We start from the raw sequence: 22,677 nt of genomic DNA on the forward strand, positions 1-22,677 counted from the left end.
TGCTACCCGATCGGGCGGATCCAGGGGCCGTTGATCGCCAAGGTCAGTCCCGGCGTCTGAATGTTGACGAACAGCGTCCGCCCGTCGGCGCTGAATGCGGGACCGCAGAACTCGCTGTCGTTCAGCTCGTTTCGCGCCAGCGAGAACGGTTCGCCGCTGGGGGTGACGCCGATCAGGTGGCTGACTCCGTCACCGTCCTCGGCGAGCACGAGTCCGCCGTGCGGGGACACCGTGATGTTGTCGGGGCCGTCGTAGTTTCCGGTGTCGACAGACGGATCCGGGTTGACCCCGAAGAGAACCTTCAGCTCGGCGGTCTCGGATGCGGGATCGTAGAACCACACCTGCCCGTCGTGTTCGGCGACACTGCCGTCGTCGTGGCGCGCGTAGCTCGCGACGAAGTACGCGCCGCCGTCGCCCCACCACGCACCTTCGAGCTTGCGGCTGCGCGTGACCTCGCCGTTCCCGAACTGCTCGCGGATAGGCTCGTCGTTCGCGTTCCGGTCGGGGACATCTACCCACTGCACGGCGTAACGCGTTCCCGGCTCGGTCGCCTGCGACAGGTCGGCGACGAAGGCGCCGTCCTGGAAGCAACGCATCGCCTGGAGCGCACCGGCTGCATCGCCGCCATCGGACGCCAGCTCGCGCAGGGCACCGTTCCTCCCGACGAAGCCTTGCGGCGGCACCCACCGGTAGAACAGGCCGTTGGGTTCGTCGGCGTCCTCGGTGAGGTAGATCGCGCTCGTTCCGGGATCGACGGCGACGGCCTCGTGTTCGAATCGCCCGAGGAACGTCAGCGGTATCGGGCTGGTGCCGATGTTCGCCTCCTGACTCGCGGGATCGACTTCGAAGACGTAGCCGTGGTCGACGGTGAGGCCGTTGTCGCCGGCGCGGTCGTCGGTCTCCTCGCACGTCAACCACGTGCCCCACGGCGTGACTCCGCCCGCGCAGTTGTCGACGGTGCCGGCGAGGCTGACGTACTGGCCTTCGCGCTGACTGTTCGGCGAGACGAGGATCGTGGTGGTACCGCCGCGCGCACCGGGATCGTAGGTCAGGCCGTCGACGACGGGGACGGCGAACGGTTCCTCGCTCGCGTCGTCGCCGACCTCGTGGTTCGACACGACCGTGGCGCCGCCTCCTCGCGCGAACACACCCAGCGCGTCGGGACTGCTCGGAACCGGGTTGCCGTCGTCGAGCAACGTTTCCCCCGACTTCGCGAGCACGGTGTACGAGAAACCGATCGGCAGCGCGAGCAGCCCGTGGGGATCCGGAACGAGGGGGCCGTATCCGATCGCCCCGGGCGCCGCTGCCGCAGTACCCGGCCGCACCAGCGCGTCGAGACTTCCGGCGAAAGCGATGCCGACGCCGGCGAGTGCAGTGCGGCCGAGGAAACCTCGGCGATTCAACGCAAGACGATCGACTGCGGAACTCATTTTCCGATACCTCCATATGGGTCGAATACGTAACCCACGAGACGGTAGGGATCGCACTACCCGCGTTGATGGAGGTGCAGAGTCATCCTGATGAACTGCAACCGAATTCACCGTGCCGAGCACGTGGCATCGCATGCTCGGCACGGTGGAGTCCGTACCTCGGGCAGATCCGGTCCCGACGTCAGATCAGTCTGTCGAGGAAACCGTTGCTGAATACGCGATGCGGATCGTGCCGGTCGAATGCCGCGCGCGCCGCGTCCCAGCCCTCCTCGCTACCCAATCCGGTGCGATACATGGCCGGAACAGTATCGCCGAGGAACTGCTGGTTCCGATATCCGCCCTCGGAGTCGAACGCCCAGCCCTTGGACCACTCGGAGCGGAACGTCGCGTAGTCACCGGAGTAGTTGGCGACCATCCACTCCTCCATCTCCTGGAAGAAGGCCGGCAGGCCTTCGGTGCCGGGGAGCGACACCACGTTCATCCAGATCGCGGTGTCCCAATCGGGGCGATCGGGTCGCGGTCGCACCGGCGACAGATTCGGTGCACCGGCCGAGTCGACGAGCACCTCACCCTGGTCGTCGACGGTACACATCCGCACCTCGAACGGCCCGTTGACGGGATACAGCCCTTGCGACGCGTACTCGCCCATCCGGCCGTGCAACCACGTCGTGAATTCGTTGATGACCCGCGCGATGTTCTCGCGCTTCGTCACCACGACGCCGCCGCCCGCGATGACCCGGAGGGTGGTGGCCCGCAGGTAGAACAGCAGGTCCTTCGACCAGCCCCAGAGGTCTTCGGTGCCGGTCGCTTTCAGTCCCGCGGCGACGGCACCGAACTGCGACGCACCGAACGCGGGGGTGATGGCCTGATTTCCGCTCACCACCTGACCGAGCGGAGTGGTGACCAGCTCGGGGATGCTGTCTGTGAAGAAGTAGTTGTAGGGGCCGTGCACTTCGCGTGAGGCGGGCGGCTTGTCGGGACTGACGGACCAGATCTTGAGCCACGGGGTTTCGGTGAACGGAAACCAGATCGCCTCGACACGTCCGGATTCCTCGGCATAGCGCTCGAACGTCCGGCCCGGCGTTCCGGGCGGCGCGAACAGTTCCTGCCACGGCACGTCGGTGAAGCTCTGGCACCGGAGTCGATAGTTCGCTCCGGCCATCAGCGTCACGGAGGTGACGAAGGTGCGACCGAGATGGGTGAGCAGGGGCGTGATGTCGGCGTCGGAGCGATGGAACTCGCGCAGTTCGTACTCCCCTGCGGCCTCGTTCCGGACCACCGCGGTGAGCGCGACGACGAGGTTCGACAGGGAACCGAACGACTGACCCGGGACGGCCTGCTCCCCCGCAGCCGGATAGGTCGCGCCGTGGGCTCCGATCGACAGGGCACCCGCGATGGTGATGTCGCCGATCGCCGGCGAATTGGCCCAGCCGAGTCCTGCGGCCTGTAGCGCCGACAGGATCGATTCGAGACTCGCTCCCCCGCCCGCCGTGACGGTGGCCGGGGAGCCCCCTGCATCGACACTCACGGAGTTCAGATGCGTGATGGTGTCGATCAGCACGATCTTGTCGGTGCTCTCACCGGGCACGAGGGTGAGCGGGCTCCAACTGTGCATCGAGCCCCGCGGGCGGATGCGATAGCCGTGGCTGCGCGCCCAGTTCGCGAGGCGTACGACGTCGCCGGGCTCGCGTGCGGTGGCTGTCCATACGGCATCGAACCGGATGGTCTTCGCCCAGTTCTCGAAGCGTTGCTGCGCGAGCGGGATGTCGGCGGGGAATTCCGGGGGCGCGGGGATGGTCGCGCTCGGGTCGCCGAGCGGGATCGCTCCCGCGGGCGTCCAGCCCAACCCTGCAAACGCCGCGGCGCCCGCGGCGGCACCGAGGAAACCACGCCGGCTGAGGGCAGCGCTCGAGGCTTGTTCGCTCACGTGGATGAGCTCCGTTCTGTGAAGAAACCAGGACGGAGCAAAAATAGAACAAGTTTCTTTTCGATGCCAGTGGCGTCGAAATTCAGAACGACAGACCGGACGCTTCGAGCGCCCCGAAGACATAGCCCGGGACACCATCGACGGACCAGAGGGCGAACCCGATCGCGGCCAGAGTCATCGCCGGCCCGAGGAACACGACCTCGAACGGCCCACCCGCACGTATGGAGATCGCGCTCGGAAGTTTGAACTCCCACCACCGTTTGCCCTGCCACGGCACAAAGGGGGCGAGGAAGGGGATCCCCTCCTTGGTGATCGCATCACCCAGACAGTGGGTGACGCACCCGAGAGCGACGGCGACCCCCAGGCCGGTCGATCCCACCTCCCCGGGGAACGCCGTCCACATCAGGACCGACAGGACGGCAGTGACGACGGTGACGATGAACCACCCGTACTTCTTGGCCCAGGTGCCGAACAGCCCGCGCAGCGCGAGACCCAACGTGATGAACAGGACGCCGATGATCGCGTTGCGACCGAACTGCGCAACCAGCACCGACACCCCCGTACCCAACAGAGCCGCGAACAGCGCCGTGTGCGTCATGGTGCGGTGGCCACCGGTCCGCTTCCGATCCTTACGACCGCGTGTGGCGTTGTAGTACGCCGCCGAGACTGCGCCGACACCCCGGGCGAATGTCTGGCTCACCGGACCGAACGACCGAGCGACGGTCGACTGGGATGTATCGAGATCGGGCAACAGCGCCGATCCTGCGCAGACGCCTGCGAAGGCCAGAATCTCCGGCGTCGACGTCGGGCCACCCCATTCTCGCGGCAGCACGTCGGCGACCAGGAGACCGACGAGCGCTCCGGATACCGCATGGGTAGGACCCATTACCATGTCGGACAACACCTTTCGGTCGAACATCGCTGCCCGCCCCATATCGGAGAAGGTCGAACACCAACCTAGCAACCACAACCGACACATCAGCCACACGGATCACTTCGGGCCCCTCCGAACGACGGAAGGCCGCCCACCGTTACGTGGGCGGCCTTCCGCGTGTTGTTCCGATCAGGCGAGCTGCGCCTGCCACATCCAGTGCAGCTGTTCGAGCCGAGCAGCCTGACCGATCAGCAGATCCTGCGTGACCGGGTCGGCATCGCCGGTGATCTCGATACCCTCACGCAACCGCGCGATGACAGCTGCGAGATTGCCGACGATCGACGCGACGACCTCGGTGTCCTTGCTCCAGCCGTCGCCGAAACCCTTGGTTCCACTGTCGCGGGCGACCGTCGCTACCCGTCCGTCCGGGCTGACACCGATCGCGGTCAGCCGCTCGGCCACTTGGTCGGTGAACTCACGCGCAGTGGTGACGAGTTCGTCGAGGTCGAGGTGGATACTACGGAACTGGGACCCTACGACGTTCCAGTGCGCCTGCTTGCCGATCAGGCTCAGGTCGATCACATCGACGAGCACGTTCTGCAAGGCGTCTGCCGCAACCTTCCGGTTCTCGTCCGGCAGCGTGCTACTGATGGGGCTGTTCATCTTTCGCACTCCTCTCAATTTCCCAACTACCGTTGGGTTCAACAGTTTTCATGCACGAATACTTCCGGGCCTGATCATTTTGTGGTCTACTCCACATCCGGATGAAGACCGGGGTGTGTCACAGGATCGTGTCGGCGGGGCCGACGCCCGTGACCCGACGCCCGCCGCGAGGCATGATGGTTGTACGGTTCATCATCGACCGACGGAGGGGGTTCGCACCATGGACGCACAGTCTCTGATCGTCTGGGCATTGGCAGTTGCGATCTACTTGTGGGGCCTCGCCTGAAGCGTCGGACGCACCCCGAGAGATCATTCGCCGCCTGACCGCACGCCTTCTTCGACCTTCTTCCCCAGATCGGCGTCGACATTGCGCCAATATTCGAAGATGCGCTCGTACAAAGCCACCGACGTACCGCCGAGGACGTGACCGACGATGTTGCCGACCAAGCGTTCCCGCGCGGCATCGTCCATGACGTCCCGAACCAACGCGCCCGCCTGACCGAAGTCGTCGTCCTCCGCGTGCTGGACGTAGTCGGCTCGCACCGCCTCGGTTCCGAAGTCCCACAGTCCATCGTCACCCGCACGCTCAGGATCCGCGTGTGGACCACCGAAGCTGTTCGGTGCGTAGACCGGCGTCGCGGAATCGTTGAACGAGTACGCCATGCTGCCGTCCTGCGAGTACGACTCCACCTTGTTCTTCGGAGCATTGACCGGCAGCTGCGCGTGGTTGGCGCCGACACGGTAACGGTGTGCGTCCGCGTAGGAGAACACGCGACCGAGCAGCATCTTGTCGGGCGAGAATCCGATGCCCGGCACGATGTTCGACGGTGCGAACGCTGCCTGTTCGATCTCGGCGAAGAAGTTCCGCGGGTTGCGATTCAACGTCCAGGTACCCACCTTGATCAGCGGGTAGTCCTTCTGCGACCAGACCTTGGTGAGGTCGAACGGGTTGAAGCGATAGCCCTCGGCCTCCGAAACGGGCATCACCTGCACGTGCAGCGTCCAGCCGGGGAACTCACCCCGTTCGATCGCCTGGTACAGGTCGGCCCGGTGGTAGTCGGGGTCGGTGCCTGCGAGCACATCGGCCTCCGCCGCGGTGAGGGTCTCGATGCCCTGGTCGGTCTTGAAGTGGTACTTGACCCAGAATCGCTCGCCCTCGGCGTTGATCCACTGGTAGGTGTGGGAGCCGAAGCCGTCCATGTGCCGCCAGGTACGAGGAATGCCGCGGTCACCCATCAGCCAGGTCACCTGGTGCGCGGTTTCGGGACGCAGCGTCCAGAAATCCCACTGCATCGTGTGGTCGCGCAGGCCGGACCCGGGCAGACGCTTCTGCGAATGGATGAAGTCGGGGAACTTGATCGGGTCCTTGATGAAGAAGACGGGCGTATTGTTCCCGACGAGGTCGTAATTGCCGTCCTCGGTGTAGAACCGCATCGCGAAGCCGCGCGGGTCGCGCCAGGTGTCAGGACTTCCCTGCTCACCTGCGACAGTCGAAAAGCGCACCAGAGACTCGGTTTTCACACCCGGCTGGAACAGCTTCGCCTTCGTGTAGGCACTCACGTCCTCGGTGACGACGAGTTCACCGAATGCACCGCCGCCCTTCGCGTGGACCACCCTTTCGGGAACACGCTCACGGTTGAAGTGTGCAAGCTTCTCGATGAGGTAATGGTCGTGCAGCAGGATCGGCCCCTGCGCGCCCGCAGTCAGCGAGGTGTCGTCACTCGCTACCGGGTTACCGGCGTTGTTGGTGGTGAAACGGGTGTTCGTCATGTGCAACCTCCGTATTGGCGATTACCCGTGAGACCGGGTACGACGCGTCGAGACGGGTCGCCGGAGCGACACCGTGCATGAAGTGGGTGTGGTGGATATCGAAAGGGTTCAGCGGCAGGACTGGCACAGACCCCAGAAGGTCACCTCGGCCTCGTCGACGACGAAGCCTCCGGCATCCGACGGAGTAAGGCAGGGTGCAGCACCGACGGCGCAGTCGACGTCGACGACCGTGCCGCAATTACGGCAGACCAGGTGGTGGTGGTTGTCTCCGGTGCGGGTCTCGAACCGGGCCGGGGAGCCGGCCGGCTCGATCCGCCGGAGAAGTCCGGCGCCCACGCAGGCCCTGAGTACGTCGTACACGGCCTGGGTCGATACCTTGCCGAGCTCGTCCCGCACAGCGGCGGCGACCTCATCGGCATCCGAATGTGGGTTCCGAGCAACCATATCGAGTACTGCAACACGCGGAGCCGTCACCCGGAGCCCCACGGAACGAAGCTGTTCCTTGGGGTCGAAGTGTGAGTCATCCGTTCGCTGCATGACCTCAAGTATGCCGCTTTTCTGGAATTAGTCAAGAAAAGAGATCGTGTGGTGACGATCACCGGTTAGGGTGGGCAGCATCGCCCCGGTGAGCGAAGGGACCAGAACATGCCCGATTACGGCCAACATCTCCGGTTCGGAAGCTTCCTCACTCCGGCCGCCGCAGACCCGTCGACCGTCGTAGACCTGGCCGTCCTATCCGAACGCGCAGGTCTCGACCTGGTGACCATCCAGGACCATCCGTATCAACCCCGGTTTCTCGACACATGGACCCTGCTGACCTGGATCGCTGCGACGACCGACACCGTGGCGGTGTCGCCGAACGTCGCCAATCTCCCACTGCGAGGGCCCGCGATCCTCGCACGCAGCGCCGCGTCGCTCGATCGACTCAGTGGCGGGCGCGTCGAACTCGGATTGGGTGCAGGTGCCTTCTGGGATGCCGTCGCCGCCAACGGAGGCCCACGGCGCAGCGCCGGTCAATCGGTCGACGCCCTCGTCGAGGCCATATCCGTGATCCGGGCGCTCTGGTCGGACGAACACGGTGCGGCACGCGTCGACGGTGAGCACTACAGCGTCCTCGGCGCCAAGCGCGGTCCGGCTCCGCTACATGACATCGGAATCTGGCTCGGCGCGTACGGGAACCGGATGCTCGCCGTGACGGGACGCCACGCCGATGGCTGGCTACCCAGCGCCTTCAATGCCGGGCCCGACAGACTCGGCGCGATGACCGAGCGTGTGGACGAGGCCGCACACGAGGCGGGCCGCGACCCTGCCGCGATCCGCCGCTTGTACAACATCAGCGGCGCCTTCACCGACTCGGCCGACGGTTCGTTCCTCAACGGGCCGCCGCGGGTGTGGGCCGAGCAACTCGCCGATGTGGCACTGCTGCACGGCACCAGCACGTTCATCCTCGGCAGCGACTCCGCCGAGGACCTCGAACGCTTCGCCGGAGAGGTCGCGCCACAGGTGCTCGACCTCGTCGATGCAGAACGGAACGCGACCTGACTCGGTTTCAGCGGTAGGGGCCGCCTGCGTGCGCAGACGGCCCCTACCGATGGAACAGAACTAGATGGGGCGTTCTCCCTTGAGCGCTGCAATCGCTTTCGCGACACCCTCCCCGTAAGCGGGGTCGCACTGGGTGCAGTTGTCGATGTGGCGCTGCACCACGATCTCTTCAGCGCCGTCGATCGCGCGGGCGGTGTTCTCGAACAATGCCTGCTTCTGCTCGTCGCTCATGTTGTTGAACAACACGCGGGGCTGCGAGAAGTAGTTGTCGTCGTCCTCACGGAAGTTCCACGCATCGGCGACGTCGCCCACCGACTGAGGTGGATTGCGGTACTGCTCCTGCTCCTGCCACTTGCCGTAACTGTTCGGCTCGTAGTGCAGTTTGCCTCCGTGGTTGCCGTCCACTCGCATCGCGCCGTCGCGGTGGAAGCTGTTCACCCCGTTCTTCGCCGCGTTGACGGGGATCTGGAAATGATTGACTCCCAGTCGGTACCGCTGCGCGTCTCCGTAGGAGAACAGGCGCCCCTGCAGCATCTTGTCGGGTGAGAAACTGATACCCGGAACCACATGCGCGGGGTTGAAGGCGGCCTGCTCGACTTCTGCGAAGTAGTTGTCGGGGTTGCGGTTGAGCTCCCACTCGCCGACTTCGATGAGAGGGTAGTCGCCCTTCGGCCACACCTTCGTCAGGTCGAACGGATGGTAGGGCACCTTCGCGGCGTCGGCCTCCGGCATGATCTGGACGCACAACTTCCACTTCGGGAAGTCGCCGGCCTCGATCGCGTCGAAGAGATCGCGCTGATGGCTTTCCCGGTCGGTACCGACGAGTTCGGCTGCCTCGGCGTCCGTGAGGTTCTTGATGCCCTGCTGGACACGGTGGTGGAACTTCACCCAGAACCGCTCGCCCTTGGCATTGATGAAACTGAAGGTGTGCGATCCGAAACCGTGCATGTGCCGGTACGAGGCGGGGATGCCTCGGTCGCTCATCACGATGGTGACCTGGTGCAGCGACTCCGGCAGGTTGGTCCAGAAATCCCAGTTGTTGTTGGGACTACGCAGATTGGTGCGCGGGTCGCGCTTGACGGCGTGGTTGAGGTCGGGGAACTTCAGCGGATCGCGGAAGAAGAAGACCGGGGTGTTGTTGCCGACGAGGTCCCAGTTTCCGTCCTCGGTGTAGAACTTGACCGCGAAGCCGCGGATGTCGCGCTCGGCATCGGCAGCACCGCGCTCACCGGCGACCGTGGAGAACCGCGCGAACAGCTCGGTCTTCTTGCCGACCTCGGAGAATATCTCGGCCGTGGTGTACTGCGAGATGTCGTTGGTGACAGTGAAGGTCCCGTACGCACCCGACCCCTTCGCGTGCATGCGGCGTTCGGGAATGACCTCACGGTCGAAGTGCGCGAGTTTTTCGAGGAACCAGACGTCCTGGAGAAGTTGCGGACCTCGAGGTCCAGCAGTGATGACGTTCTGATTGTCGGGGACGGGGGCACCTGCGCCGGTCGTCAACTTGTCCTGGGTCATAGTCGTCCCTCCGTAGGCATGCGTGGGTGTGCGTGCGTTGAGTCGAAGTTCGTATCCAGTTGTCGCTCTACCACTCCGGGCTGCGGAGCGGCGGGGATCCCTGGCGTTCCACAACGTGGGCTCGTGTTGTGTTGCCAGTCACACTTCATCACCTTTTCTTGAATAGGTCAAGAAAACGAGGCACAAAGTCCCGATGTACCGGCGGGCAGAACCGGAACATCACGATTCAACGTACCCGGCACGGGACCGGCCGTCAGGGAAATACCATCCGATTCACCAGCCTCATGCATCACAGGAGAATCATGACCGTCCGATCACGCTCGCCCTTGCTCGTCGCTGTGGCATGCGCGCTCCTCGTGGTTACCTCCCCCTCCGCGCACGCAGGCGGAATGTCGGGAGTCGTCAGCGCCGACGAGGTTTCGGTCGGGGCCGGCAGCGCACATACCTATGTCGCGTTCGACGACGACCGCGCTCCGACCGCGGTCGGTGTCCGCCTCGACGCCGCCGCCCTCGATGAGCTTCCGATCGGGATGTTGCCGACCACGCAGGAGTACGTCCTGCCGCTACCCGAGCAGGCCGCGACGACGATCTTCGACCACGTGACCCTCGACTGGAATTCGCACGGCCACAACCCTGAGCACGGCTTCGACATCCCCCACATCGATGTGCACTTCTACTTGATCGACTCCGCAGCCAGAGAGGCGATCCATCCCCTGACGCCGGGGTACATCGAAGCGTCCACCCGACTCCCCGACCCCCGGTATCTACCGGACGGCTACGCCGCCGGCGACGATCCTCTCATGGGCACCGTCCCGGGCATGGGGCTGCACTGGCTCGACACCGGCGCACACGATCATCACTTCACCGAGACGGTATTGCACGGGACGTGGGACGGTCAGGTCGTGTTCATCGAGCCGATGATGACCCGCGAGTGGCTCACGTCGAAGCCGGATCTGCACGAGGACCTGCCCCAACCCGCCGCCTACCAGCAGTCCGGCGCGTACCCCACGACCTACTCCGTCACCTGGGACGAGGCCGCGCAGGAGTACGTCATCGAACTCGGCGGGCTCACACCGCGGGAACCGTCGTAGGCTCTCAGCCCTGCACGACCTCGAGCCCCTGCGCACCCGCGTACGCCAACGCCTGGCCGAAATCGATCTTCGCGCCCTGCAGGCTCGCGGAGACCCACAGCATCGCGTCGATTCGCGCGCCGGTCAGGTCCGCCCCGTCGAGTCGCAACCCACCGGCACGCACACCGCTGAGGTCGGCGCCGACGAGCAGCGCTTCACGCAGATCGGCCTCGACCAGGTTCGCCTCCCGCAATCTGCATCCGCTCAGGTCCGCCTTCCGCAGATCGACACCGCCGAGCGAGGTCAGGCTGAAGTCGACCTCGTCGAAGGTCATCGGCCGCATCCGGCAGTCCCGGAAAACCGAGCCGAGAAACGTCGAGTTCCGGAAGGTGCTGCCGCGCAACTGCGTGTACTCGAATGTGCAGTTCCGGAAGGCTGCACCGGAGTGCGTCGAGCCCGTGAGATCCGCGCCGGTGAAGTCGCAGTCGGTGAACGTGACCGCTTCCGTCTCGAGCCCGGAGAGGTCCGCATCGTGGAATGTGCAGCCCACGTATTCCTGACGACGCCACTGCCCACCCGGTAGACGCGCGTCGGAGTAGTCCTCCCCCACGATCGTGTCGGATGCTGTGTCGAAGGCCGGGTCGTTCATACACTCAGTGTTCACCATCAGGCCTCACGCCGATCTTCCGCATCGGCACCTCCGGCGCTACCGCGCGATGCGGGCCGGCCCGGTCGCCATCGAACCGGACGTGATGACGATTCCGTGATGGGTCCCCGACCGCAGCCAGCGGCTCAGCGTCGGGCCGTCGGCATCCACCGTCACCCGCGCATACCGGAAACGACCACGAAGACGTGCAGAAGCCCTATGAAGTTCTCCGCTCACGCCCGGCTGCGCGAACGTCAGACCCCCGACGATGGGCAGTTGCGGCCCCCGCGGGGATGCTGAGGTCCGGACCTTCCACCCCTCGCCGGTTGCGGTGAACTCGCCCAGGACGTCTCCGCCGAAGTCGGCAAGCACCTTCGGCAGTCTCCAGTGCTCACGGCCACCGTGTACCGACGGTTCGGAATCGACGGCGATGAACGGCACCGCCATCGCAGGGATCAGCCCACGGCGCAACACCGGGCTCGCCAGGATCTCGCGATACGGGCCTACCGGAGAATCCAGATAGTCGACCATCATGGCGAGCGTCATCGGCACGATCGGTCCGTCGGGCCCGTATTCACGGGCACCGGGATTGCTACGGTGCCACCACAGGGTGGCGCGCACGTTCGCGGGCCACGGCGGTGGCGGCGACACCGGCCAGTCGATACGGTCGTCGTCGCTTTCAGGCACGCTCCACAGCATCGCCGGCCTCCTCACGTCGGATCGTGAACAGCGGCAGGCGCAGGGCCCCGGGCGCATCCGCGGGCACCGTCGGCCGCACCGGCGGCACCGGGTCCACCGCGACATAGGGAGCTCCGACGCCGGGTCTCGGGTCGATCTCACCCTTGTTGGGCCACAATGCCATTGCCCGCTCGGCCTGCGCGGTGATGGTCAGGGACGGGTTGACGCCGAGGTTCGCCGTCACGACCGAACCGTCGACCACATGAATACCCTCGTGACCGTACGCGCGAAGGTACGGGTCGACGACGCCGGTCTCGGGCGAGTCCCCGATCACGCAGCCGCCGAGAAAATGTGCGGTCATGGGGATGTTCACGAGATCCAGGAGCGATCCCCCGGGGTCACCGCCGATCTCGTCACCCAGCCGCCGGACCGCCTCGTGGCCGACCGGAATCCATTCCGGAGGTGGATTTCCGGATCCTCGCTTGCTGGTGACGCCCCGCCCGAACGGGCTCCGCCCGGTGGCGAGTTCGAGGGAGTTGTCGTCGGTTTGCATCACGAGCGCGATGACGGTGCGTTCGGACCAGTGCCGCACCGACAGGCTGCGTAGGAAGGCACGTGGATTTCGGGCCGCGACACCCGCGAACTTCGCCAATCGGGGAATCCTGCCGCCGCCGTCGACGAGCATTGCCTGTAACAGACCGATCACATTGCTGCCCTTGCCATATCGAACCGGCTCGATGTGGGTGTGGTCGTCGGGATGGAACGACGACGTGATGGCAATACCCTCGGTGTAGTCGACCTCGCGGCTCTGCGCCGTCGCAGCGAGCACCGCCTCCGAGTTGGTCCGGACGACTCGGCCGAGACTCGGCGACAACCGCGGCAGGTCGCCGCTCTCGCGCATGGAGAGCAACAATCGGGCGGTGCCGTACGTGCCGGCTGCGACGATCACCTCGCCTGCGGTGAACGTCGTCCGCCGCTTACGGATCCCGTTGGTGCTGCGCGCCTCGATCTCGTATCCGCCACCCGCTCGAGGCGTGACGCGGGTCGCAGTCGTCAGTGGATGGATTCGCGCACCCGCACGCTCGGCAAGATGGAGGTAGTTCTTGACGAGGGTGTTCTTGGCACCCACACGGCATCCGGTCATGCAACTGCCGCACTCGGTACATCCTGTGCGGTCCGGACCCGCGCCACCGAAGAACGGGTCGGGTACGGTCGTGCCCGGCTCATCGAAGAAGACACCGACCGGAGTGGGGCCGAAGGTGTCGCCCACTCCCATGGCGTCGGCGACCTTGCGCATCACCTCATCGGCGGGGGTGATGCTGGGGTTCTCGCGCACCCCGAGCATCCGCGACGCCTGCTCGTAGTAGGGCGAGAGTTCGGTCTCCCAGTCGGTGATGTGTCCCCACTGGAGGTCCTGGAAGAACCGCGACGGCGGACGGTAGAGGGTGTTCGCGTAGTTGAGCGAGCCGCCTCCGACCCCGGCTCCGGCCATGACCAGCACGTCGGGAAGAAGGTGAATACGCTGCACGCCATAGCATCCAATGGCCGGAGCCCACAGGTACTTGCGTAGTCTCCAGCTGGTCTTCGGGAGCTCGTCGTCGGCGAAGCGGCGACCGGACTCGAGAACTCCGACCCGGTATCCCTTTTCGGTCAGGCGCAGGGCGGAGACGCTGCCACCGAATCCCGATCCGATGACGAGGACGTCGTAGTGGGTCATCCTCGTGCTCCCGTGTTCGCGGCCCGCAGGTCGTAGTTCTCTGCATCGAACTCCTTGGTCCGAGTGCGGTAGTGCCAGGTGAAGGTCGGCCACATCACCGAATTCCGGCCGGTCCTGTCGAGGTACCAACTGCTGCAGCCACCGGTGTTCCAGACCGTACCGGCCAGCATCGGGTCGAGTTCCTCGGCGAAGCGACGCTGTGCGTCGGCTCTGACCTCCACCGCATCGAGACGACGGGTACGCATGACCCGCAGGGCGGCGGCGATGTACGCGGCCTGGGACTCGAGCATGTACACGATGGAGCTGTGTCCGAGATTGGTGTTCGGGCCGTACATGAGGAACAGGTTCGGGAATCCGTTGACGCTGATTCCCAGGTGTGCCGAGGGGCTCCCGTTCCATACTTCCGCGAGAGTCCGCCCGTGCTCCCCTCGGACATGTTGTGCGACGGGAGGCTCGGACGGCGTGAATCCGGTTCCGAAGATGATCGTGTCGACGGGGTATTCATTGCCGTCGGCGTCGACGACTCCGTTCTCGGTCACCGACGTCAGCGCCGACGACACGACCTCGACATTGCTTCGGGTGATCGCCGGGAACCACTCGTTGGACAACAGGATTCGCTTGCAGGTGATGGCGAAGTCCGGTGTGAGCCGGTTCCGCAGCTCCGGGTCGGGTACCTGCTTGCGCAGGAACGAACGGGCACGCTTCTCGAACAGCGGCAACGCGTACTTCCGCGCGAGCGGTTTCGTCATGCCGACGACGTACATTTCTTTCTGGCCGTACACAGCACCGCGAACAGCCTTCTGGACAAAGGGGAATCGGCGGTACAGCGATCGCACAGGTGAAGCGATTCCATGATCGCGCTTGGGCATCACCCACGAGGCGGTGCGCTGGAACAGAGTGAGGTGGTCGACCTTTCCGACGATCTCGGGAACGAACTGGATTGCCGATGCGCCGGTACCGATCACCGCGACCCGCGCGCCTGTCAGATTATGGTTGTGGTCCCACTCTGCGGAGTGGAACATGGTGCCGCTGAACACTTCCAGACCAGCAACCTTGGGCAGAGCGGGTGTGGACAGCGCGCCTGTCGCGGCGACGAGCACGTCGGCAGTGAGGTCGCCGCGCGAGGTCGACACCACCCATCGCGCGCGCTCTCCGTCCCACTGCGCGTCGCGCAGTTGGCACCCGAACATCGTCCGTTCCGTGACCCTCTGTTCGCGGGCTACCCGTTGCAGGTATGCGTAGATCTCGGCCCGAGTACCGTGCGCCCTCGTCCACTCGGATTCCGGAGCGAAGGAGAAGGAGTACAGCGCACTCGGAACATCGCATGCAGCACCGGGGTACGTGTTCTCCCGCCAGGTTCCACCGACGTCATCGCCGCGTTCGACGACGAGCACGTCGGCTCCGGGATCGTCGCGCAGGAGGGTGGCGGCCATGCCGATTCCTCCGAACCCCGCACCGACGATGAGGGTATGCACGTGCCGAGGGAGCGACTCCCGACTCCCTGCGTCACCAGGTCTCACTGCATCACCGGGTCTCACTGCATCACCAGGTCTCACTGCATCACCGGGTTTCACTGCATCACCGGGTTTCATTGCATCACCAGAGCCTTCCATGCCGGGAGCAGCCGTTCCCGGAACTCACGATCGGATTCAGGAGTGCGCATCAGTGCCGATACCGCAAGTCCTCGGGCCAGTTCGATGCTGAGATCGATCGCCTCGGGACTCAGCCGACCGCCCATGATCTCCAGCATCCCCACGCGCAGCGCATCGGACACCTTGCGCTCGAGTGGGATCATCGCGGCGTGCAACGCCGGATCGGTACGCGCCGCGACCCACAGTTCGAGTGCGGCGTCGAACAGCGGCCCGGAGAACGCGTCCATCAGCGTCTCGATCCCGAGTTCGGGATCCGGTTCCGCTTCGAGGATTTCGACGAGGCGCTTGTCGACGAGATGCTCCACAGCCGCGACCACCAGGGCTTCCTTGGTCGGGAAGTGATGGAGCTGCGCGCCGCGCGAGACCCCGGCCCGCTTGGCGATGCCGTGCGTGCTGGTGCCCGAGTACCCCAGTTCTACGAGGGTGTCGACGGCCGCGTCGAGCAACTTCGCGCGGGTCGCCGCGGTGCGTTGCGCTTGGGTTCGCGACCCCTGCGTCACAGTGTCGTGGATCACGATACCGAGCGTAACGCCAAACCAACAAACAGTCCAGACTGTTTTTATCTTCTACCTACGGTGCCGCAGGGTGGCGAGACCGATTCGATACCCAACCTGGGACCAAACGGTGGCGCACGGAGCAGAATCGCTTACGCGCACTGCAATACCGAGTAGTAGGGAGTCCCCATGACGTCCACTGAAACCACCGGTACCCATGTCTCCACCCTCGCCGAACTCGCCGAATATGTGGGCAAGCCCCTCGGTCTCAGCTCCTGGATCACCGTCGGACAGGATCGGATCGACACCTTCGCCGACGCCACCGACGACCACCAGTGGATTCACATCGACCCCGAACGCGCAGCGAAGGAGAGCCCGTTCGGCGGACCGATCGCACACGGGTATCTGACACTCTCGCTGATCATCCCGATGTGGTACGAGGTACTGAAGGTCGACAGCGTGACGCTGGCCCTCAACTACGGCTTGGACAAGGTTCGCTTCACCAACCCGGTGCCCGCCGGTGGTCGGGTACGACTCGACGCAACACTGCAATCCCTCGACGAACTGCCGAAGGGGGGCGTCCAGATCGTGATCGAGGGCGTGATCGAACTCGAGGACAGTGAACGCCCCGCGGTGGTCGTCGAAGCGATCTACCGCATGTTCGAGTAACCCATTCCCTGTCGCACTCCACTCCGTGAGGAGCGAACGGCACCTTCGATCGAAGGTGCCGTTCGCTCGAGAAAGCAGGGAAGTACTACACCAGGAGCTCTGCGATCTGAATGGTGTTGAGCGCAGCGCCCTTCCGGAGGTTGTCGCCCGACACGAACAGTGCGAGGCCACGACCTTCGGGAGCGCCGGGATCCTGGCGAATACGACCCACCAGCGACACATCGTCGCCGGCAGCGGCGAGCGGCGTCGGCACATCGACGAGCTTGACCCCCGCAGCCGACGCAAGAACTTCCTGCGCGCGTGCGGGCGAGAGCGGACGCTCGAACTCCGCGTTGATCGACAGCGAGTGCCCCGTGATGACAGGGACGCGCACGCACGTACCCGAGACGAGCAGGTCGGGAAGACCGAGAATCTTGCGCGACTCGTTGCGCAGCTTCTGATCTTCATCGGTCTCGCCGGTGCCGTCGTCGACGATCGCTCCGGCCATCGGGAGAACGTTGAACGCGATCGGCGCGACGTACTTGTCGGGCGCCGGGAAATCGACGGCGCTGCCGTCGTGCACGAGCTTCTCGGCGTCGCCGATGACGGCACGCGCCTGGCCGAGGAGTTCCTCGACGCCGGCGATACCGCTACCCGACACGGCCTGGTAGCTCGAGATGACCAGACGCTGCAGGCCGGCCTCGTCGTGCAGGGCCTTGAGGACCGGCATCGCAGCCATGGTCGTGCAGTTCGGGTTGGCGATGATGCCCTTCGGCGGGTTCTTGGCCTCCTCCGGGTTGACCTCGCTCACCACGAGTGGAACCTCGGGGTCCTTGCGCCACGCCGACGAGTTGTCGACGACGGTCGCACCGGCAGCGGCGAACCGCGGAGCCTGTTCACGCGACAGGGTGGCGCCGGCAGAGAAGAGGGCGATGTCGATACCCCTCAGATCCTCGTCGGAGGTCGCGGCCGCGTCCTCGACGACGATCTCCTCACCGCGGAACGGCAGCTTCTTGCCTGCCGAGCGGGCCGATGCGAAGAACCGCACCTTGTCGGCCGGGAAATTGCGTTCCTCGAGAAGTGTGCGCATGACGATGCCGACCTGTCCGGTCGCACCGACTACAGCGATTGTGGTCATGATTACCGTCCCGTCCCTGCATGCACGACGGCTTCTTCGTCGCCGCCGAGTTCGAACGCGGCGTGGAGTACACGCACCGCGTCGTCGAGCTCGTTGTCGTCGACCAGCACCGAGATGCGGATCTCGGAGGTCGAGATGAGGTCGATGTTGATACCGGCGTCGGCCAACGTCTCACAGAATTTGGCGGTGACGCCGGGGTGGCTCTTCATTCCCGCACCGACGAGCGAGACCTTGCCGATGTGGTCGTCGAACAGCACCTGGGTGAACCCGATCTCGTCCTGACGCTTGCTGAGCAGCTCCACGGCGCGCGGGCCGTCCGAGGTCGGCAGCGTGAAGGTGATGTCGGTCTTGCCGGTCTCCACCTTGGAGATGTTCTGCAGCACCATGTCGATGTTGATCTCGGCGTCTGCGACAGCGCGGAACACCTTCGCGGCGTAGCCGGGCGTGTCGGGCAGTCCGACAACGGTGATCTTCGATTCGCTGCGATCGTGTGCAACGCCGGTGATCAGGGCTTCTTCCACGGGGATGTCCTCCATCGATCCGGTCACGAGAGTGCCGGGCTTGGTGGTGTACGACGAACGAACGTGCACGGGCACGTTGTAGCGGCGGGCGTACTCGACGCAGCGCAGCATCAAGACCTTGGCACCGCACGCGGCGAGTTCGAGCATCTCCTCGAAGGAGACCTTGTCGAGCCGTTGTGCATCCTTGACGATCCGCGGGTCGGCGGTGAACACGCCGTCGACGTCGGTGTAGATCTCGCAGACGTCGGCGTTCAGTGCGGCAGCGAGTGCGACAGCGGTCGTATCCGACCCGCCACGACCGAGCGTCGTGATGTCTTTGCTGTCCTGGCTGACACCCTGGAATCCCGCGACGAGCACGATGCTGCCCTCATCGAGCGCAGCACGCACACGACCGGGCGTCACGTCGATGATCTTCGCCTTGCCATGGCTGCCGGTGGTGATGACACCTGCCTGCGAGCCGGTGAACGATCGGGCCTCGGCACCGAACGAGTGGATTGCCATCGCAACCAGGGCGTTGGAGATGCGCTCACCCGACGTGAGGAGCATGTCCATCTCGCGGACCGGCGGCGCCGGACAAACCTGTTGAGCGAGGTCGAGGAGTTCATCGGTCGTGTCGCCCATCGCCGACACGACCACGACGACGTCGTTGCCCGCCTTCTTGGTCTCGACGATCCTTTCAGCGACGCGCCGGATCCGTTCGGCCGTCGCGACCGATGATCCTCCGTACTTCTGGACGACGAGTGCCACGCTGGCGAACCTCCGGGGTCTTGGGTACAAGTCCAGGAAGCAAGCTTACCGATGTCGACCGGCGGTGCGGGTCCCGCCCTATCCGGACACGGTTGTGTGCAGAAGCATGACGTTGTAATCGCTCCAGCGTGAGGCTGTGAAATAGAGGTCGTTGCCCGTCGACCACGGGTGGATGAACGGGGCGTAGATGCCCCCGAGCCGATCGCGCGCCACGATTTGCCGCGGTTCACTCCACGGGCCCTCGGGCGACGGGCTGGTACGCAGGTCGATCCCGCCGGTCACGTCGTTGCCGTAGACCATGACGAACTGGTCGCCGGTGAAGTGCACCGACAGCTCCCCGACCGTCCCCGGGATGATCGGAACCGCACGGTCGACGTCACCCGGAATCCAGCCGTCGGCGGTCCAGTATTCATATGCGGTGAGGTCGAGAATCAGATGCTCGGGAACACGGGAGAGAAATGCAGCGCCGAACCTCCCCTGCGGGGTCCCGAAGTCGTAGAGGTAACCGTCGTGTCGCACGTACGCGTGCTGCTGGAAATTCGCGTTGCCCATCGACAACTGCTGGACACCCGGAATATCGAGGGGAACGTTCAGCCTCGCGGTGGCCGGGTCGACATGCCAGGTCTCGCCATTGTCGACGGAGGTGCCGATCATGGAGGCGTTGGTCCACCATTCGCCGTGGTCTCCCCAGGCCCGCACCGACATGAAGTTGATGTACTGCACCCCGCCGACGGCGATCCCCGCAGTGGGAATCACGGTCTTCTCGATCCCTTCGATCCCGAGCGCCCCCACGAGCTCGCGGGAGAAATCGGGAGCGTGCGCATCCACCGGCGAACCTGCGTGGATGTCGCCGGGAACAGGATCGGGAACGTCGATGCCGTCGGTCAGGTCCGTGTCCGCACTGCGCATGAGGACGTTGTGCCGCCATTCCTCACCCGGGGCAGCACAGTCTCCGAAGGTGTCGCCGAAGGCCATCAGGATTCTGCGATCGGGCTCGGCAGCACCGTTGTCCCACATGATGGCCAGGTCTGTGCCCGAGACGGAGAACCGCGCATCGGTCCGGTTGTCGCTGCGCGGTCCCGTGACCCATGCGACGGTCCGGGTAGGTCCGGGCCCCGGATCCGGGAGCACGTCCTTCGGCGCATCCGGCAGGAAATCGAAACTGCCACCGCTGCCGAGTCCGCTGCTACTGGGACTCTCGTGGCCGCACGGCTCGGCACCCGCTTGCGCGGCAAGCGGCACCGTCCCACCCAGCGCGAGGACAAGGGCGCAGCCCCCGACGGCTGCCGTCCTCAAAGACCGCATGAAACACACCCCTTGTCACTCGCCTGGTACCAATGTGACTGGTGATACTCGAGTTTGTCTCTGAGCACAATAAGGCCTCGAGGTGCGAACATGCGGGATGCGCTGATTTCGATCGGGTCACGAACGCACCCTGTTCATGCCCCACCTCCGGCAATGTCGATCTCGACGAGGCGTCGACGCAGCACTCGGGCGATCGACTCGTTGCCCGTCACCGCGAGCGCGGCACGATAGGCCTGCGCTGCCTCGGCGAATCGACCGGCACGACGCAACAGGTCGGCGCGAGCCGGCTCGTACAACCGGCGCAGTTCGGCATTCTTCGGCACTGCAGCGAGCGCGTCGAGCCCCGCGTCCCATCCATCACGGAACCCGAGCGCAACCGCCCGGTTGATCTCGACCACCGGCGAGTCCGTGAGCGCGACCAGGCGGTCGTAGGCTGCCGAGATCACCGACCAGTCCGTGCGCTCCCACGACGGCGCGGTGGCGTGCACTGCCGCAATGACCGCCTGAAGCAGGTACTGCCCCGTCGAACCGGCAGCCCGATCGAGCGCGGCCAACCCCTGAGCGATGGAGTCCGCATCCCACAGCGTTCGATCCTGATCTTCGAGCGGCAGCAGTTCCCCACTACCGTCACGACGGGCACCGCGCCGGCTGTCCTGGAGCAGCATGAGCGCAAGCAGCGCCCACGCTTCCTCCTCGTCCGGCATGAGCATGCACATGAGGTGGCCGAGTCGGATCGCTTCGTCGCACAGGTCCGAACGAATCGGGGAATCCCCCGCCGTCGCTGAATAACCCTCCGTGAACACGAGGTAGATACACGCCAGCACTTGCGGGACACGTTCCGGCAGAAGATGTTCGGCAGGGAGCCGAAGCGGGATCGCCGCATCCCGGATCTTGGCCTTCGCGCGCGTGAGTCGCCTCGTCACAGCGGATTCGGACTTCAGGAATGCGCGCGCGATCTCGGTCGCCGTGAGGCCGCACACCAGCCGCAGGGTCAGCGCGACCTGCGCATCGCGTGCAAGGGCCGGATGACAGCAGGTGAAGAGCAACCCCAGCTCATCGTCGCGCACCGCACCGGCTTCCGCGTCCCCCGAGCGCGGCAGCGGTGTGAGAGCGATCGCCGCGGATTCCTTCCCGCTGCGTGCGGCCTCCCGACGCAACCGATCCACTGCGCGGTTGCGGGCAACCGCGGTGATCCAGGCCCCGGGGCTCGAGGGGACGCCACGTTCCGGCCACGTCCGCAGGGCCTCGACGAAGGCGTCCTGAACTGCCTCCTCTGCGAGGTCGAGATCGCCGAACGCACTCACGACGGATGCGACTGCACGACAGTGCTCCGCCCGGAACACCTCCGCCGAGTCCATGCCCTTTGTTTACTCGTCGGCTGCCTACTCGTCGACCATGCGCCGCACCTCGACGCTCCCCTTCGGCCCCACCGGGATCCTGCAGGCCAGATCAGCCGCCGCGGCTCGGTCGGGTGCCGACAGGATGTACAGGGCGGTCGCTGCCTCCTGCGCATCCTCAGGGCCGTCGGACAGAATCATCTCGTCGCCGCGTGTCCGCACGGTCGTGGCGGAAGAGGGCGGACGGAACACCGCGACGCCGCGGACGGCGTCTGTCACCGAGGCGAGCGAAGCGACGGGGGAGGTCGTGCTCGGTGAGTGGCCGACGGCACCCTGTTCCGCGTCCTGCTCCTGGTCGCGCACGATCGCGAGCCAGCAGCCGGCCAACTCTTCCGACACGGTCCAGCTCTCCAGCGGCCACAGTTCGGTATACCCCTCGTCCATACCGGGGATACGGCGCGTCAGGTCCAGCGCCGTATCGAGGTCGTCGGCCGCGAAGACGTAGAAACCACCGACCACCACCTCTGCCAGCTCGACGAAGGGGCCGTCCGTGATCAGCGGTGCACCGTCCGATTCGCGGATGGTCACCGCATCCGCCGACGGATACAGAGCAGCCCCGCCCACGATCGCCGAACCCGCGTATTTCCCGAACTCGTCGTGGAGTGCGACCTCCGCGTCGAATTCGTCGGTGCCGGGTACGACCTCCGGCCCGATCTCCGGACCCACCAACAGCGCGAGAAAGTCCATGATTGCCATCCTCTCGTGTCCGTGAGGAGCAGCAAAGCCCCTCACCATGACGACGAACGAGCAGGTGCCGATCGGACACCGCACCGCCTACGGACAACCCCGCGGGCGAAGAGCGGTCTTGCGCGTTACACTGCTTGGCATGCAGCGTGCGCTTCTTCTCGGCCGCCGCGGCGGGATTTGACCAGACCGGCCTCCCGTCGCGGGGTTTCGTCGCGCCGGTCGATATCCTGATCTGGACTCACAAGTCCCCTTT

20 protein-coding genes are annotated in these 22,677 nt (G+C 65.3%); 3 read left to right on the forward strand and 17 right to left on the reverse strand.

Going from position 1 to position 22,677, the window contains the following annotated elements:
• Positions 1-2: 2 nt before the first annotated feature.
• From Q7514_RS27550 to Q7514_RS27575, 6 genes are all read right to left on the reverse strand, one after another.
• On the reverse strand, positions 3-1,430 hold the full coding sequence (locus tag Q7514_RS27550) for an alkaline phosphatase PhoX (protein ID WP_330136443.1): 1,428 nt from the start codon (positions 1,428-1,430) through the stop codon (positions 3-5).
• 181 nt (positions 1,431-1,611) lie between these two features.
• On the reverse strand, positions 1,612-3,357 hold the full coding sequence (locus tag Q7514_RS27555) for a cholesterol oxidase substrate-binding domain-containing protein (protein ID WP_330136444.1): 1,746 nt from the start codon (positions 3,355-3,357) through the stop codon (positions 1,612-1,614).
• An 82-nt stretch (positions 3,358-3,439) separates the two neighbouring features.
• Complete coding sequence (locus Q7514_RS27560) at positions 3,440-4,249, reverse strand: metal-dependent hydrolase (protein ID WP_330136445.1); 810 nt, start codon at positions 4,247-4,249, stop codon at positions 3,440-3,442.
• Between the two features lie 171 nt (positions 4,250-4,420).
• Positions 4,421-4,894 (reverse strand): Dps family protein, encoded by a 474-nt coding sequence (locus tag Q7514_RS27565; protein ID WP_330136446.1) that lies wholly within the window; start codon positions 4,892-4,894, stop codon positions 4,421-4,423.
• Positions 4,895-5,203: 309 nt separating this feature from the next.
• A complete protein-coding gene (locus tag Q7514_RS27570; RefSeq protein WP_330136447.1) occupies positions 5,204-6,664 on the reverse strand; it encodes a catalase in 1,461 nt (486 codons plus the stop codon).
• 108 nt (positions 6,665-6,772) lie between these two features.
• Positions 6,773-7,201 carry a Fur family transcriptional regulator gene (locus Q7514_RS27575; RefSeq protein ID WP_247274893.1) on the reverse strand — a complete coding sequence of 143 codons (429 nt, stop codon included), beginning with the start codon at positions 7,199-7,201 and terminating at the stop codon, positions 6,773-6,775.
• Between the two features lie 108 nt (positions 7,202-7,309).
• Here Q7514_RS27575 and Q7514_RS27580 point away from each other — a divergent pair, with 108 nt between their 5' ends.
• Positions 7,310-8,206 (forward strand): LLM class flavin-dependent oxidoreductase, encoded by an 897-nt coding sequence (locus Q7514_RS27580; protein ID WP_330136448.1) that lies wholly within the window; start codon positions 7,310-7,312, stop codon positions 8,204-8,206.
• A gap of 60 nt (positions 8,207-8,266) precedes the next feature.
• Here Q7514_RS27580 and Q7514_RS27585 read toward each other — a convergent pair whose 3' ends face one another.
• Positions 8,267-9,724, reverse strand: a complete 1,458-nt coding sequence (locus Q7514_RS27585) for a catalase (protein ID WP_330136449.1) — start codon at positions 9,722-9,724, stop codon at positions 8,267-8,269.
• A 302-nt stretch (positions 9,725-10,026) separates the two neighbouring features.
• Here Q7514_RS27585 and Q7514_RS27590 point away from each other — a divergent pair, with 302 nt between their 5' ends.
• Complete coding sequence (locus Q7514_RS27590) at positions 10,027-10,815, forward strand: DUF5602 domain-containing protein (RefSeq protein ID WP_330136450.1); 789 nt, start codon at positions 10,027-10,029, stop codon at positions 10,813-10,815.
• Between the two features lie 4 nt (positions 10,816-10,819).
• Here the strand turns inward: Q7514_RS27590 and Q7514_RS27595 are convergent, their stop codons facing one another.
• From Q7514_RS27595 to Q7514_RS27615, 5 genes are all read right to left on the reverse strand, one after another.
• Positions 10,820-11,443 carry a pentapeptide repeat-containing protein gene (locus tag Q7514_RS27595; RefSeq protein ID WP_330136451.1) on the reverse strand — a complete coding sequence of 208 codons (624 nt, stop codon included), beginning with the start codon at positions 11,441-11,443 and terminating at the stop codon, positions 10,820-10,822.
• Positions 11,444-11,500: 57 nt separating this feature from the next.
• Positions 11,501-12,136, reverse strand: a complete 636-nt coding sequence (locus Q7514_RS27600) for a hypothetical protein (protein WP_408016203.1) — start codon at positions 12,134-12,136, stop codon at positions 11,501-11,503.
• Positions 12,120-13,835 (reverse strand): GMC family oxidoreductase, encoded by a 1,716-nt coding sequence (locus Q7514_RS27605; protein WP_330136453.1) that lies wholly within the window; start codon positions 13,833-13,835, stop codon positions 12,120-12,122. The genes Q7514_RS27600 and Q7514_RS27605 overlap by 17 nt, the downstream gene beginning before the upstream one ends.
• The gene (locus Q7514_RS27610; RefSeq protein ID WP_330136454.1) at positions 13,832-15,355 is read right to left on the reverse strand and encodes a flavin-containing monooxygenase; all 1,524 of its coding nucleotides are present in this window, start codon (positions 15,353-15,355) and stop codon (positions 13,832-13,834) included. The genes Q7514_RS27605 and Q7514_RS27610 overlap by 4 nt, the downstream gene beginning before the upstream one ends.
• A 68-nt stretch (positions 15,356-15,423) precedes the next feature.
• A complete protein-coding gene (locus Q7514_RS27615; RefSeq protein ID WP_330136455.1) occupies positions 15,424-16,002 on the reverse strand; it encodes a TetR/AcrR family transcriptional regulator in 579 nt (192 codons plus the stop codon).
• Between the two features lie 168 nt (positions 16,003-16,170).
• On the opposite strand from Q7514_RS27615, the gene Q7514_RS27620 reads away from it, so the two are divergent.
• Positions 16,171-16,650 (forward strand): MaoC family dehydratase, encoded by a 480-nt coding sequence (locus Q7514_RS27620; RefSeq protein WP_330136456.1) that lies wholly within the window; start codon positions 16,171-16,173, stop codon positions 16,648-16,650.
• A gap of 85 nt (positions 16,651-16,735) precedes the next feature.
• Here the strand turns inward: Q7514_RS27620 and Q7514_RS27625 are convergent, their stop codons facing one another.
• From Q7514_RS27625 to Q7514_RS27645, 5 genes are all read right to left on the reverse strand, one after another.
• The gene (locus Q7514_RS27625; RefSeq protein WP_330136457.1) at positions 16,736-17,767 is read right to left on the reverse strand and encodes an aspartate-semialdehyde dehydrogenase; all 1,032 of its coding nucleotides are present in this window, start codon (positions 17,765-17,767) and stop codon (positions 16,736-16,738) included.
• A 2-nt stretch (positions 17,768-17,769) separates the two neighbouring features.
• Positions 17,770-19,035 (reverse strand): aspartate kinase, encoded by a 1,266-nt coding sequence (locus Q7514_RS27630; RefSeq protein WP_330136458.1) that lies wholly within the window; start codon positions 19,033-19,035, stop codon positions 17,770-17,772.
• A 78-nt stretch (positions 19,036-19,113) separates the two neighbouring features.
• Entirely contained in the window at positions 19,114-20,340 is a 1,227-nt protein-coding gene (locus Q7514_RS27635; RefSeq protein WP_330136459.1) for a DUF4185 domain-containing protein, read from the reverse strand.
• 134 nt (positions 20,341-20,474) lie between these two features.
• Positions 20,475-21,698, reverse strand: coding sequence for an RNA polymerase sigma factor (locus Q7514_RS27640; protein WP_330136460.1), 1,224 nt, complete (start codon positions 21,696-21,698; stop codon positions 20,475-20,477).
• 24 nt (positions 21,699-21,722) lie between these two features.
• On the reverse strand, positions 21,723-22,424 hold the full coding sequence (locus Q7514_RS27645; protein WP_330136461.1) for a YciI family protein: 702 nt from the start codon (positions 22,422-22,424) through the stop codon (positions 21,723-21,725).
• Positions 22,425-22,677 lie beyond the last annotated feature (253 nt).

Source organism: Rhodococcus artemisiae (assembly GCF_036327795.1).
GTDB classification, from domain to species: domain Bacteria; phylum Actinomycetota; class Actinomycetes; order Mycobacteriales; family Mycobacteriaceae; genus Rhodococcus; species Rhodococcus artemisiae.